This window comes from Enterobacter sp. Ap-867 (assembly GCF_011752855.1).
Lineage (GTDB): Bacteria > Pseudomonadota > Gammaproteobacteria > Enterobacterales > Enterobacteriaceae > Cedecea.
Genome location: NZ_VWWS01000006.1, coordinates 53010 through 66661, shown reverse-complemented (window position 1 = coordinate 66661; position 13652 = coordinate 53010). Strand labels below are relative to the sequence as shown.

Genomic DNA, 13652 nt, shown 5'->3' with positions numbered 1-13652 from the left:
ATGTTACAGGGATGATAATTGCTGGTTTCATGGCGGGGTAGATATTGAAAATTGATTTAGATCAAGAGTACGTTATTTTTCTGCTTTTTGTCGGCGATGGAAAAAATAAGACCTCTCCCCGAAGGGAGAGGTCAGACAATTAACGCTTCTTGCCCATCGCAGCGGCCAGCGCATCCATCATCGCGCTATTCCCACCGGCGGCGTTTTCACGCCCGCGCGGTTTTTGTTGTGCTGTTGGCCTGCCTTTTTGCTCGCGAGGTGCGTTGCCACCCCCATTACCGCGACGGCTGCCACCTTCGCCAGGCTGTTCATCAAGGCGCATGGTCAGGGCGATGCGTTTCCGCTGCAGGTCCACTTCCAGGACTTTAACTTTAACGATATCGCCCGCTTTCACCACTTTGTGCGGATCGTCGATGAATTTGTCCGACAGGGACGAAATATGCACCAGGCCGTCCTGATGTACACCGATGTCGACAAATGCGCCGAAGTTGGTGACGTTCGTCACCGCGCCTTCCAGCACCATGCCCGGCGTCAGGTCGTTCATGGTTTCCACGCCTTCGGCAAACTGTGCGGTCTTAAACTCAGGGCGCGGGTCACGGCCCGGTTTTTCCAGTTCTTTAATAATGTCCGTCACGGTAGGGACACCGAAACGCTCATCGGTAAACTGGCTGGCCTTCAGATCGCGTAATTCGCTGCTGTTGCCCATCAGGTCCTGCAGCGCCTGTTGAGTGGCGGCCAGAATACGTTCGACCACCGGATAGGCTTCCGGGTGTACGGTAGAGGCATCCAGCGGGTTATCGCCGTGGTTGATGCGCAGGAAGCCCGCACACTGCTCAAAAGCTTTTGGCCCCAGGCGGCTGACTTTTAGCAACTGCTGGCGGTTCTGGAAGCGGCCATTTTCGTCACGCCAGTTGACGATGTTCTGCGCCATCATGCGGGTCAGGCCAGCCACGCGGGTCAGCAGCGGCACGGAAGCGGTGTTCAGATCCACGCCAACGGCGTTCACGCAGTCTTCGACGACCGCATCCAGTTTTTTCGCCAGCTGAGTCTGGCTGACATCGTGCTGGTACTGGCCCACACCGATAGATTTCGGGTCGATTTTCACCAGCTCGGCCAGCGGATCCTGCAGACGGCGGGCAATCGAGACCGCGCCGCGAATAGACACGTCCAGATCCGGGAATTCCAGCGCCGCCAGCTCGGAAGCTGAGTAAACGGAAGCGCCGGCCTCGCTGACGATCACCTTCTGGGCGGTGACTTTCGGGAACTGTTTTTGCACATCCAGGAAGAAGCGCTCGGTTTCACGGGATGCGGTACCGTTGCCGATAGCGACCAGCTCGACGTTATGTTTTTCACAAAGGGCAGCAACGGCCACGGCGGCTTTCGCAGCCTGACCGGTATGCGGATAAATAGTATCGGTCGCTACCAGCTTGCCGGTGGCGTCAACCACCGCGACTTTTACGCCGGTACGCAGGCCCGGATCGAGGCCCATGGTGGCGCGCAGGCCAGCCGGGGCCGCCATCAGCAGATCGTGAAGGTTGCGGGCGAAAACGTTGATGGCTTCATCTTCGGCGCGTTCGCGCACGGTGCCCATCAGCTCGGTTTCAAGGTGCATTAACACCTTGATGCGCCAGGTCCAGCTCACCACGGCCTTACGCCAGCCGTCGGCCGGGGCATTGTTCAGGCGCAGATTCAGGTGAGAGATGATCAACTGCTCGCAGTAGCTCTCGCGCGGCGGCTCATCAAACTGCGGGTCGGCATTCAGCGACAGCTGTAAAATACCTTCGTTACGCCCGCGGAACATCGCCAGCGCGCGGTGAGAGGGAACGGTGGCAATGGCTTCGTGGTGGGCGAAGTAGTCGCGGAATTTCGCGCCTTCTTCCTCTTTACCGCTTACCACGGCGGAAACCAGATGCGCATTTTTCCACAAATAGTCGCGCACTTTTGCCAGCAGAGCGGCATCTTCGGCGAAGCGTTCCATCAGGATGTAGCGTGCGCCGTCCAGCGCGGCTTTGGTGTCGGTGACGCCTTTGTCGGCATCCACAAAGCGAGCGGCTTCCTGCTGCGGGTCGTGTGAAGGTTCGTTCCACAGCAAATCCGCCAGCGGCTCAAGGCCGGCTTCGATGGCGATTTGCCCGCGGGTACGGCGCTTGGGTTTATACGGCAGGTAAAGGTCTTCGAGTTCGGTTTTGCTCAGCGTGCCGTTGATGGCACCGGCAAGTTCGTCGCTCAGTTTACCCTGCTCGGCAATAGACTTGAGGATGGACTGACGGCGCTCTTCCAACTCCCGCAGGTAGCTAAGACGAGTCTCCAGTTGACGCAGTTGCGTGTCATCCAGACCGCCGGTGACTTCCTTACGATAACGTGCAATAAACGGCACGGTATTCCCTTCATCCAGCAGGCGAACGGCGGCTTCCACCTGTTCGTTTCTGGCCTGAAGCTCACCCGCAATAATGCGGCAAAGCGAATCATTCATCATGGCTTTTCATCTGTGTAGTACGGAAAATTCAGCAAACAGTTATACGGATCGGGGCGCGAAAATGCCAGCCGACGACCCACGGATATTGGGTTTCAGACAGTTCTGTGCACATTACTCGGGTTTAGGGTACTCAATTTCATTGACGTACCACTGCGCTTCTCCCGCCGGCGTTTGCACCACGGCTAAATCGCCCACTTCTTTTTTGAGCAGCGCGCGCGCCATCGGCGAATCAATAGAAATGTAGTCCTTGCGGCCAAAAATCTCGTCGTAACCGACGATGCGAAAACGCAGCATGTCGCCGTCGTCGTTTTCAATTTCGACCCACGCGCCGAAGAAGACTTTGCCTTCCTGCTGCGGTGAGTAATCGACGATTTTCAGGCGCTCCAGAGATTTGGTGATGTAGCGAACCCGGCGGTCAATTTCACGCAGGCGTTTTTTGTTGTACTGATAGTCGGCGTTTTCGCTGCGATCGCCGAGGCTGGCGGCCCAGGTCACTTTTTTGGTCACTTCGGGGCGCTCTTCACGCCACAGATAATCCAGCTCTTTTTTGAGCTTTTCGTAGCCTTCACGGGTGATTAACGGCGTTTTCATCTTTCTGCCCTACAGCCTGTAAAATCAGAGTGTGATTTAAACCGATGCTCAATAAGGAATGCAACCGGCGCATTTTGGGAAGCAAGTCACCAAATTTTGATTTAAAACGTTGATAACCGACTGTTTAATATGCTTTGTAACAATTTCGACTAGAATGTATACCAGAATTGACTGGTTGTATTAGCGCAGTTTTTTAAGAATACACACTCAACTGTTCGAGCCTTTGGGAGTACAAACGATGCAAGAGAACTATAAAATTCTGGTGGTCGATGACGACATGCGTCTGCGCGCGCTGTTAGAGCGTTATCTCACCGAGCAGGGCTTCCAGGTTCGCAGCGTCGCTAACGCCGAACAAATGGATCGCCTGCTGACCCGTGAATCCTTCCACCTGATGGTGCTGGATCTCATGCTGCCGGGCGAGGATGGTCTTTCTATCTGCCGCCGTCTGCGCAGTCAGAGTAACCCAATGCCGATCATCATGGTGACCGCGAAAGGTGAAGAAGTTGACCGTATCGTCGGCCTGGAAATCGGCGCTGATGACTATATTCCTAAGCCGTTTAACCCGCGTGAACTGCTGGCCCGTATTCGCGCGGTCCTGCGCCGTCAGGCGAACGAACTGCCGGGTGCGCCTTCTCAGGAAGAAGCAGTTATCGCTTTCGGTAAGTTCAAGCTGAATCTAGGCACTCGTGAAATGTTTCGCGAAGACGAGCCAATGCCGCTGACCAGCGGTGAGTTTGCGGTGCTGAAAGCGCTGGTCAGCCACCCGCGCGAGCCGCTTTCCCGCGACAAACTGATGAACCTGGCCCGTGGCCGCGAATACTCCGCGATGGAGCGTTCCATTGACGTGCAAATCTCCCGCCTGCGCCGCATGGTGGAAGAGGACCCGGCGCATCCGCGTTATATCCAGACCGTTTGGGGTCTTGGCTACGTCTTTGTCCCGGACGGCGCTAAGGCATGAGGCGAGTTCGCTTCTCCCCCAGAAGCTCGTTTGCCCGTACGCTGTTGCTGATCGTCACCTTGCTGTTTGTCAGCCTGGTGACGACTTATCTTGTCGTTCTGAACTTCGCGATTTTGCCGAGCCTGCAGCAGTTTAATAAGGTGCTGGCGTACGAAGTCAGAATGCTAATGACCGACAAACTGCAGCTTGAAGACGGCACCCAACTTGTGGTGCCGCCTGCGTTTCGTCGTGAGATTTACCGCGAGCTGGGCATTTCACTTTACTCCAACGAGGCGGCGGAAGACGCTGGCCTGCGCTGGGCGCAGCACTACGAGTTTCTGAGCCAGCAAATGGCGCAGCAGCTTGGCGGCCCGACCGAAGTGCGCGTTGAGGTGAACAAAAGCTCCCCGGTTGTCTGGCTGAAGACCTGGCTGTCGCCGAATATCTGGGTCCGCGTTCCGCTGACCGAAATCCATCAGGGCGATTTCTCCCCGCTGTTCCGCTACACGCTGGCGATCATGCTGTTGGCGATAGGCGGCGCATGGCTGTTTATTCGAATACAGAACCGACCGCTGGTCGACCTGGAGCACGCTGCGCTGCAGGTCGGTAAAGGGATTATTCCTCCTCCTTTGCGCGAATATGGCGCTTCGGAAGTGCGGTCTGTAACGCGGGCGTTTAACCATATGGCCGCGGGCGTTAAACAGTTGGCCGATGACCGCACGCTGCTGATGGCGGGCGTTAGCCATGATCTGCGCACGCCGCTGACGCGTATCCGCCTGGCGACTGAAATGATGGGGCAGGAGGATGGCTATCTGGCCGAGTCGATTAACAAAGATATCGAAGAGTGTAATGCGATTATCGAACAGTTTATCGACTACCTGCGCACCGGGCAGGAGATGCCGCTGGAGATGGCGGATCTCAACGGCGTGCTCGGGGAAGTTATTGCGGCAGAAAGCGGTTACGAGCGTGAAATCGATACCGATCTGCAGGCCGGCGAAATCCGCCTGAATATCCATCCGCTGTCTATCAAGCGCGCGGTGGCGAATATGGTGGTGAACGCGGCGCGCTACGGCAATGGCTGGATCAAAGTCAGCAGCGGCAGCGAATTAAACCGCGCCTGGTTCCAGGTGGAAGATGATGGCCCAGGCATTGAGCCAGACCAGCTTCAGCATCTGTTCCAGCCGTTTGTTCGCGGCGATAGCGCCCGCAGTACCAGCGGCACAGGGCTGGGTTTAGCCATCGTGCAGCGCATCATCGACAACCATAACGGGATGTTGGATCTCGGGAAGAGCGAGCGGGGAGGGCTGCGAATCAGGGCTTATCTCCCGCTGCCGATAACCCGGGTGGTGACTCATCGGGAAAGCTAGCTGGCCTGTGGCCCAATAAAAAACGAACCCCGAAGGGTTCGTTTTTTTTCGTCTAATGCTTCAGATTTACAGCTTCGGACCGGCTTCGACCAGGGCCGCACCGGCAGGAGTATCGGTGTATTTCTCGAAGTTTTCGACAAACAGCTTCGCCAGTTGCTCTGCTTTTTCCTGCCACTGCTCCGGGGATGCGTAGGTATTACGCGGGTCCAGAATTTGGGTATCAACGCCCGCGAGCGAGGTTGGAATGGCGAGGTTAAACATCGGCAGCGTAAAGGTTTCTGCGTCGTCCAGCGAGCCGTCGAGAATAGCGTCGATGATCGCGCGGGTGTCTTTGATCGAAATGCGTTTGCCGGTACCGTTCCAGCCGGTATTCACCAGGTACGCCTGGGCACCGGATGCCTGCATGCGTTTCACCAGCACTTCAGCATACTGCGTTGGGTGCAGCGACAGGAACGCCGCGCCGAAGCAGGCGGAGAAGGTTGGCGTTGGCTCCGTCACGCCGCGTTCGGTACCCGCCAGTTTGGCGGTAAAACCGGACAGGAAGTGGTACTGAGTCTGGTTCGCGGTGAGGCGGGAAACCGGTGGCAGTACGCCGAAGGCATCCGCAGTCAGGAAGATGACTTTAGTAGCGTGACCCGCTTTCGACACCGGCTTAACGATGTTGTCGATGTGATAAATCGGGTAAGAAACGCGGGTGTTTTCCGTTTTGGACGCATCGTCGAAGTCGATTGTGCCGTCGGCACGGACGGTCACGTTTTCCAGCAGCGCATCGCGGCGAATCGCGTGATAGATATCCGGCTCAGCTTCTTCTGACAGACGAATGGTTTTCGCGTAACAGCCGCCTTCAAAGTTAAACACACCGTCGTCGTCCCAGCCGTGCTCATCGTCGCCAATCAGGCGGCGTTTCGGGTCGGTAGAAAGCGTCGTTTTACCGGTGCCGGACAGGCCGAAGAACACCGCCACATCCCCTTTTTCACCGACGTTTGCCGAGCAGTGCATGGAGGCGATGCCCTTCAGCGGCAGCAGGTAGTTCATGATAGAGAACATCCCTTTCTTCATCTCGCCACCGTACCAGGTGCCGCCGATAAGCTGCATGCGTTCAGTCAGGTTAAACGCCACAAAGTTTTCGGAGTTCAGGCCCTGTTCTTTCCAGTTTGGATTGGTACATTTAGCCCCATTCATCACCACAAAATCGGGCTCAAACGTTGCCAGCTCTTCGTCCGTTGGGCGAATAAACATGTTTTTCACGAAGTGTGCCTGCCAGGCAACCTCGGTGATAAAACGCACTGACAGGCGGGTATCGGCATTGGCCCCGCAGAAAGCGTCAATAATAAACAGGCGCTTGCCCGACAGTTGATGAGTGACGAGCCCTTTGAGCTGGTGCCAGGTTTCTTCGGAAAGCGGTTTGTTATCGTTTTTGCCTTTACCGTTGTCGGCCCACCATAAAGTGTCGCGGGTGGTGTCATCGCGGACGATGTATTTATCTTTTGGAGAGCGGCCGGTAAAGATCCCGGTATCTACGGAGACGGCGCCTAAGTTAGTGACCACACCGCGCTCAAAACCCTGCAGGTTAGGGTCGAGTTCTTCGCGGTAAAGGGTGTCGTAATCGGGGTTATAGACGACTTCGCTGACGTCATGAATGCCATAAGCCTTGAGATCTTGCGGGGTTATGCCTTTAACTCGCATTTCACTGCTCCTTAGCCAATTTATACTGCCGAATATTGTAGGGTTGTTTAGGGGGTGTTAACCGCGACCACTATCATAAATTTACGCGCCTGCTTAAATTTAACAGGGGAAATGCACAGGGGATGCCGCAACGGGGGCAGAGTATGGCAGGAATTCGCTGGCTTTCGGGGAAAATATGGCAGATATGTTAATAATTAGGATAATAACGAAGAACTTTGTGAATGAACGCGCTCTCATGCGCAACGCAATGAAACAAGAGCGTCATTTGCAAGTCGCAGCAGGTCGTTACACTAAGTCAAAAATGAGCTAATAAGGGATGACAACTATGTTCATGTCTGAACCGTTGCCTAAGGCGACCCGCTGGGGGATTTTGCTGGTGGGGTTTCTTTTAGGCGTGGTGCTGTACCTCACCGAAGGAGACAGGGTGAGTAGCATCTGGCTGCGAGGGGATAATCAAGCCCTGTATTTGCGCTCCCTGTCCGTAGTGCTAGCGGCGACGCTGGCGCTTATCACAGTGCGTTTCAATGGCCTGCGATTTTGGGGCCTGGCGTTGCTCCCCTTGCCGATTGTGGCGTTGATGAGCGGCTGGGTGAACTGGACGACCCAGGGGCTGGAAAGCTGGAGTCGGCACGATATTGTGCTGGGGTATCTCTGTTCGCTGGCGGTGATGCTGTTTCTGACCTTGCCCTGGCTGCAGGGGCGGCTGCACTCGAATCGCGGTTGGGGAGGCTGGCAGGTATTCTACGGCCAGCTCTGGCGGAACGGTATTACTCTGCTGCTGACCGGGCTGCTGGTGCTCTTTTTCTGGGGCGTGCTGGCGCTTTGGGCCGGGTTATTTAAGCTGGTGGATATCGCCTTCTTTGATCGCCTGTTTTTCAGTTCGTCGGCGTTTGCCTGGATTGCTACCTGTACGGCAGCGGCGCTGGCGGTCACGCTTTGCCGTGACCAGGTTCGGGCTATTAACGCGGTAAAACATTTCTTCAGCGTTTTTGCCACGGGGCTTTTACCGCTGCTGTCGCTGATTTCTCTTATGTTTTTGGCGACGCTGCCGGTGGTTGGCCTGGGGTCGATTTCACTGCACTTCTCCTGTAATGCGCTGCTCAACACGCTGACGCTGATGGTGATGGGCACTGCCGCAGTGGCTTATCATCCGGAAAGAGAAACCCGACCTTATCCTGCTCTGCTTGATGGTGCGATAAAGCTGACGTTATTGCTGTCGCCGGTTTATGCCTTGCTGGCAAGCTATGCGCTGTGGTTGCGCGTTTCGTCATACGGCTGGACGCCGACGAGGGTATATGCGGCGCTGATAACCTTCACCGTATTGGTGTGGGCCTTTGGCTATGTCGTCACGCTCGTTCGCCAGCGTCGGGAGACTGTTCTACAGCCGGGAGGGATTAACCGCGCGGTGCTTTTGCTGGCGCTGGCCTTGCTGGTCGCGGTGAATTCCCCGCTTCTGGACCCTTACCGGATCAGCGTTAATAACCAAATGGCGCGTTACCACAGCGGCGTCCTGAAGCCCGAGAAGGTGAGTATGACCATGCTGCAATACGCCGGGCGGCGGGGCTACGATGCGCTCAGCGAGCTGCAAAAAGACCCGGTGTTTGTCGCCAGTCCCGATCGCAGAAGGCAATTGGCGATGCTGTTGAGCAATGGCAAAACGGGCGGTGTGGCGGTGGTGAAGCTGACGGTTGAATCTCTGCGTCAGCGTATCGTGCTGGCGGATAAAAATCGCGTGCCGGAAAACGCGTGGTGGCAGGCCATGGTAAAAGATGAAAGTTACCAGGCTCGCGAGTGTCTGGATGACGAGGATAAGTGTCTGCTGGTTGGGATGGATTTGAACGGCGACGGGCAGGATGAATGGCTGCTGTGCCAGCCGGAAATGAGCTACTGCAAAGTGTACGGCAAGATAGACGGGAACTGGAAGGATATCGGTCAGGCCCGGGATCTGGATAAAAACCAGATGATGTCAGCGCTGAAGCAGGCCGCTTCTGAAGGAAAACTGACGGCGGCGCCGAAGGTCTGGCAGGACGTGATGGTGCAGGGGCAGCGGGTTAAAATCGACTATTACCGCTGAAAAAAAACGCCTCCAATCGGAGGCGTTTTGCAAACTTAGTGAACCTGCGGATCCGCCGGAGAGGCATTGTTGCGGATCGCCGTGATGTCCATGGAGTCAAACACATAGCGGCTGCCACAGTAATCACAGTTCATGTCGATTTCGCCATCTTCGGCCAGAATACTGTCGACCTCTTCATCCGGCAGCGTGCGCAGCGCGTCAGCACAGCGCTCGCGTGAGCAGGTGCATTTGAACTCTACGTCCTGAGGATCGTACAGCGTGACTTCTTCTTCGTGATACAGGCGCCATAGCACATCGTTCGCTGGTAGCGTCAGCAGCTCTTCGGCCTTGATGGTTTCGGTCAGCGTCGCGAGGTGGTTGAAGTCGTCGGTTTCCGCGTTTTGCGCTGGCAGAACCTGCAGCAACATACCGCCCGCCGCCGCTTTACCGTCTACTTCACCGGTACGAATAAACAGACGAGTTGGCAGCTGCTCGGAACGCATGAAATAATCTTCCAGGCAGGCGGCCAGCGTATCCCCTTCCAGACCGACCACGCCCTGATAGCGCTCGCCTTCGCTTGGGGAGATGGTGATCACCAGATAACCGTTACCCACCAGATCTTTTAATGCAGCATCCGCCGGGATATCACCCTGTACACGCGCTACGCCGCGCATTTGCTGTTTGTTGTTGCCGTTAATCACGGCCAGCGTCATCGGGCCATCGCCCTGAAGCTGAACGGTGATATCTCCGTCAAACTTCAGCGTGGCGGTCAGCAGGCTGGTGGCGACCAGCAGTTCGCCCAGAATTTTTTTGACCGGCTGCGGGTAATCATGGTTTTCCATGATCTGCTGCCAGGTTTCGGAAACCGTCACCAGCTCGCCGCGCACGGCGTGGTTTTCAAACAGATAGCGGTGTAGTTGGTCGTGTTGAGTCATCGTCATCTCTCTTACTGGTCGGCGAATTTACGCTTCGCCACCGTGTTTAAATTTCATCAAATCTCGCCGCTCTTTTTTATCCGGGCGGCGATCGGGATGCGGCATGGTCAGCGCGTTCATTTTGCGCGCCAGCGCCACTTTTTCCCGTTTGGCGATGCTTTCCGCCGTCTCTTCATAAAGCTGAGAGGCTTCTGCGGCTGGCCTGCGCTGTTCGGTAATACCCAGGACGGTTACGGTGCGCTCGTCGTTTCCCTGGCGCAGCGTGAGTACCGCATGAAGCTCAACCAGTTTACTCGGCTTGCTGCGTTGGCCGTTGTAGTGCACTTTCCCGCCTTCAACCATTTCCCGCGCCACCGCACGGGTTTTGTAAAAGCGTGCGGCCCACAGCCATTTATCCAGGCGTACGCCCTCGGCGGTTTTTTCTTTCATTGCGCCTCCTTAAGCGGAAAGCGACGGGATCAGGCTACGGTAATCGCTCAGGCCTGGGTGGCGCTCAAACGTTTTTTCCGCTTCACCTGAGTCCGGGTTGAGGACACCAAAGCAGTAGCGAATCCCAAACGTTGCGGCTGCATCAAGAATCGCTTCGCTGTCGTCGATAAAGACGGTTCGGGCCGCATCGAATCCGGTATGCCCGGCCACCGCCTGCCATAAACGCTGATCTTCTTTCGGATAACCAAATGTGTGGGTGGAAAGTAATAAATCAAGGTGCTGGTTCAAACCCGTGTGCTCAAGCTTCACCGCCAGGTTATGCGGGTGCGCATTGGTGAGCAGAATGCGGCGCTTGCCGCTGGCTTTCGCCGCTTCAAGAAACGGCACGGTATCTTCACGCAGCGCGGCCTTTGGCCCCTGTTCGGTGGTCATGCCACAGATATCCAGCCCGAGGCGTTCGCTCCAGTAGTCGAGACAGTACCAGTTTAGCGTATGCTGCACGGCGTGGTATTCGCGGGAAATTAATTCATACGCATCCTGCAACGGAATGCCGCGCTGAAGGCTAAGGGTTTCCGGCACCAGCTTTTTCCAGAAATGGTTATCAAAGGCCAGGTCCAACAGGGTCCCGTCCATATCCAGCAGCAGGGTGTCCACGTCCTGCCAGGCAATAGCACCAGACATAGCTTTAGTCTCGATTGAGGGAAAATAGCGTACCAGGGTAGCACAACCCGGTACGCAAAGTTTACCCGTAGCGGCTACTTCAGCGGCGCAGGCGGAGTCAGTGTGGGGTTGAGACAGCTATCATAATAGCGCTGAATTTCAGCCAGTCGCGTACTGGCACGGCGATAGCGAGTCACCGCCAGAACGCCGTTTATCGCGGCGCAGGCCAACATCGCAATCAGCATCAGAGAAATGCCGATGTAGCTCCAGAGGCTATGAGTGTCTGAGATCCGATGCAGGGTGACGTGCTGTGTGCCGTTGGCATCCGTGTAGATGCCGGTAATGATCCCTTCGGCGTGGAACGGCGTGTGCAGCAGCATTTCCGCCAGTCGCTGGAATTCGGTCCATTGTTCCTGGGCCGGGAAGTCATACAGCGACATTGGCGGCAGCGGCTGGTCCACGAAATCACCACCTTCGTCGTTGATGATGATGTACCCGCCAGGAGCAGGGCTATTTAATGCCTGTGCGGCGCGGGCGGTTTCACGAATAAAGAAAGGTGCGGTTGAGGTGGCCACCAGGTTATCCAGCGACTCGGCGCTAACTGGCCGTAGAAGGACATTCACCCCGGTCAGTTTTCCTGAATCCGCGCGCTTGATCAGGGAATCCCAGTCTTTAGTGTTGCCCAGGTTTACTAGCGCATTCTTCAGACGGACGCACTCTTCTTCTGCGGTACACAGCGCCTGGGTTTTTTTCACAATCCCGGCAAAATCATCCAGCAGGACCATGCCTGATTTCTGAATGGCGTCCGCGAGCTGTGGGTTAACTTTGCTGTCACCTTCTCCACCCTGAGGATGAATTTGCCCGCTGACGGCTTTGGTCAGAGCAACCGCTTTGTCCATGATGTCGGACTCCGGCAAGGGCAGAGGGCGGGCGGTATTCCAGATGATCTGCGAGCAGTCGAAGGGGGTGAATGGGAAGTTTTGCCGCGAGCGATAACCGCCTGGCGTTTGAATATTACACATCCCCGTGCCATTCACTCTCAGCGTATCGCCTACCTGCAGCTTGTATTTGGCGAGTTCCTCAACGCTGGTGGCTTCGATGGACTGAGCGCCCTTCAACCATGAGGCGCTAAGCTTGATAGGCATTTCCAGCGGCACCCAAATAGTCATCATCAGCAGGACCAGCAGCGCGCCGGCGGCAACCAGCAGGTTACGCACCCAGTGCTGTAGCGGGAAGTTACGCACTTCATCATGGAGTGAAAGGAAACGTCCCTGACGCACCACATGGCGGTCAAGATAGATATCAATATCGGTTTTCTGCCCCAGATCCTGAGCCACAAAAGGCTGCCAGTGGGGCGGATACACCAGATCGATAATGCCCAGGGAGATGTTGTTCATCTGTTCCTGGTCAGACTCGCCGAACAGCCCCCAGCGTTTGGGTGTGCCGCGCAGGCAGTGGATCTCGCGAAATGCCGTTTTCGCCGGCGGGGCAAACAGGCCCCACAAACCAGCGGCAATCAGCAGGACGGCGCCGCCAATTAACCAGGGCAGGAACACCGACGGCGTCACGAGACTCAGGAACAGCATGATAAAAGCGATGCAAATAAGCGCGGCTTCGCGCACGCCGTCGGGGCGGCTCAGGGAATACTCTTCCTGAGTTTCCTGGCGAATGTTTAGCAGCTCGATTTGCTCGCTTTCTTCGCCGCGAATGGAGGCCTGATTGCCTGAATAGCCTTCCAGGGCGTACTGCTGCACATCCAGCGTATCGTTTTGCAGCGTATTGCCATTGAGCGAAATCACCAGCGGGATGCTGCTCGTCCGAATCAGCTCTACGTCGTTATCGTTGGTGATGTACTGCTCCCAGAGCGGCGGGAGGTGAACTTCAACAGAATCAAGGTAATAACGCCATTTATTGGCGTCATCGGCAGAGAGGCCGTAGCGAGTGATCGACCGGGTCAGGGAGAAAACTGTACTGCTTTGCGCGGTGAGCGTTAGTCTTGGCAGTGGATTGCTCGCGCCGGAGGGGCCAATCAGCTCCTGGGAACGGGAATAACGCTCGAGGTAATTTTCGACGGCAACGCGCTCTTCTGGGGTTAGTTTGCGCGTGGTGGCACCGGAGAAGGAACGATCGTGCGAAACCTGGGCACGTAGCTTCAGGCTTCGCCAAATCAGCCATCCGGCAATCAGTGCGCAGGCCAGCATAGCAGCTAACAGAAATAATAAGGTGCTCATGCTTTCCCCATCAAACAATCGTCTTTTTCATCAAACTCGGCAAAAGATCGGCCTTTCAAATGGTTAAGGAGTCAGAAGTCATTATCGGCAGGTAAAGCTGCAAACTTGAGCTATTTTTAAGGCGACCGACTTACAGTAACACAATGTTAGCAAAGCGACTTCGTCCGAAATACAAGTAAATTCCTATTCAATAGTACCTGCCTTGACAGCGGGTAAAATTACGTGTTTTAGCGCGCCAAACGTTACAAAAATGTAAATAATAGCCAATGCTCGTTGCACGATATGTG

10 protein-coding genes are annotated in these 13652 nt (G+C 55.8%); 3 read left to right on the top strand and 7 right to left on the bottom strand.

Annotated elements, in window-relative coordinates:
• Positions 1-139: 139 nt before the first annotated feature.
• Together F3J26_RS15230 and greB are read right to left on the bottom strand one after the other, a co-directional pair.
• Positions 140-2476: a Tex family protein gene (locus F3J26_RS15230; RefSeq protein ID WP_166994662.1), complete on the bottom strand. Its 2337-nt coding sequence runs from the start codon at positions 2474-2476 to the stop codon at positions 140-142.
• Between the two features lie 111 nt (positions 2477-2587).
• Positions 2588-3067: a transcription elongation factor GreB gene (gene greB / locus F3J26_RS15225; RefSeq protein WP_008457871.1), complete on the bottom strand. Its 480-nt coding sequence runs from the start codon at positions 3065-3067 to the stop codon at positions 2588-2590.
• 238 nt (positions 3068-3305) lie between these two features.
• Here greB and ompR point away from each other — a divergent pair, with 238 nt between their 5' ends.
• Complete coding sequence (ompR, locus tag F3J26_RS15220; RefSeq protein WP_006177890.1) at positions 3306-4025, top strand: osmolarity response regulator transcription factor OmpR; 720 nt, start codon at positions 3306-3308, stop codon at positions 4023-4025.
• Positions 4022-5371 (top strand): two-component system sensor histidine kinase EnvZ, encoded by a 1350-nt coding sequence (gene envZ, locus F3J26_RS15215; RefSeq protein ID WP_008457865.1) that lies wholly within the window; start codon positions 4022-4024, stop codon positions 5369-5371. The genes ompR and envZ overlap by 4 nt, the downstream gene beginning before the upstream one ends.
• A 66-nt stretch (positions 5372-5437) precedes the next feature.
• Here envZ and pckA read toward each other — a convergent pair whose 3' ends face one another.
• Positions 5438-7057 carry a phosphoenolpyruvate carboxykinase (ATP) gene (gene pckA / locus F3J26_RS15210; protein WP_008457863.1) on the bottom strand — a complete coding sequence of 540 codons (1620 nt, stop codon included), beginning with the start codon at positions 7055-7057 and terminating at the stop codon, positions 5438-5440.
• Between the two features lie 325 nt (positions 7058-7382).
• Here pckA and F3J26_RS15205 point away from each other — a divergent pair, with 325 nt between their 5' ends.
• On the top strand, positions 7383-9131 hold the full coding sequence (locus F3J26_RS15205) for a DUF4153 domain-containing protein (RefSeq protein ID WP_166994660.1): 1749 nt from the start codon (positions 7383-7385) through the stop codon (positions 9129-9131).
• Between the two features lie 35 nt (positions 9132-9166).
• On the opposite strand, the gene hslO is transcribed toward F3J26_RS15205, so the two are convergent.
• The 4 genes from hslO to F3J26_RS15185 all read right to left on the bottom strand — a co-directional run bounded on the left by hslO (position 9167) and on the right by F3J26_RS15185 (position 13365).
• Entirely contained in the window at positions 9167-10045 is an 879-nt protein-coding gene (gene hslO / locus F3J26_RS15200; RefSeq protein ID WP_008457859.1) for an Hsp33 family molecular chaperone HslO, read from the bottom strand.
• A gap of 27 nt (positions 10046-10072) precedes the next feature.
• Entirely contained in the window at positions 10073-10474 is a 402-nt protein-coding gene (gene hslR, locus F3J26_RS15195; RefSeq protein WP_008457857.1) for a ribosome-associated heat shock protein Hsp15, read from the bottom strand.
• Between the two features lie 9 nt (positions 10475-10483).
• Positions 10484-11155, bottom strand: coding sequence for a GMP/IMP nucleotidase (gene yrfG, locus F3J26_RS15190; protein ID WP_008457854.1), 672 nt, complete (start codon positions 11153-11155; stop codon positions 10484-10486).
• Between the two features lie 74 nt (positions 11156-11229).
• Positions 11230-13365, bottom strand: coding sequence for an intracellular growth attenuator family protein (locus F3J26_RS15185; RefSeq protein WP_166994658.1), 2136 nt, complete (start codon positions 13363-13365; stop codon positions 11230-11232).
• Between the last annotated feature and the right edge of the window lie 287 nt (positions 13366-13652).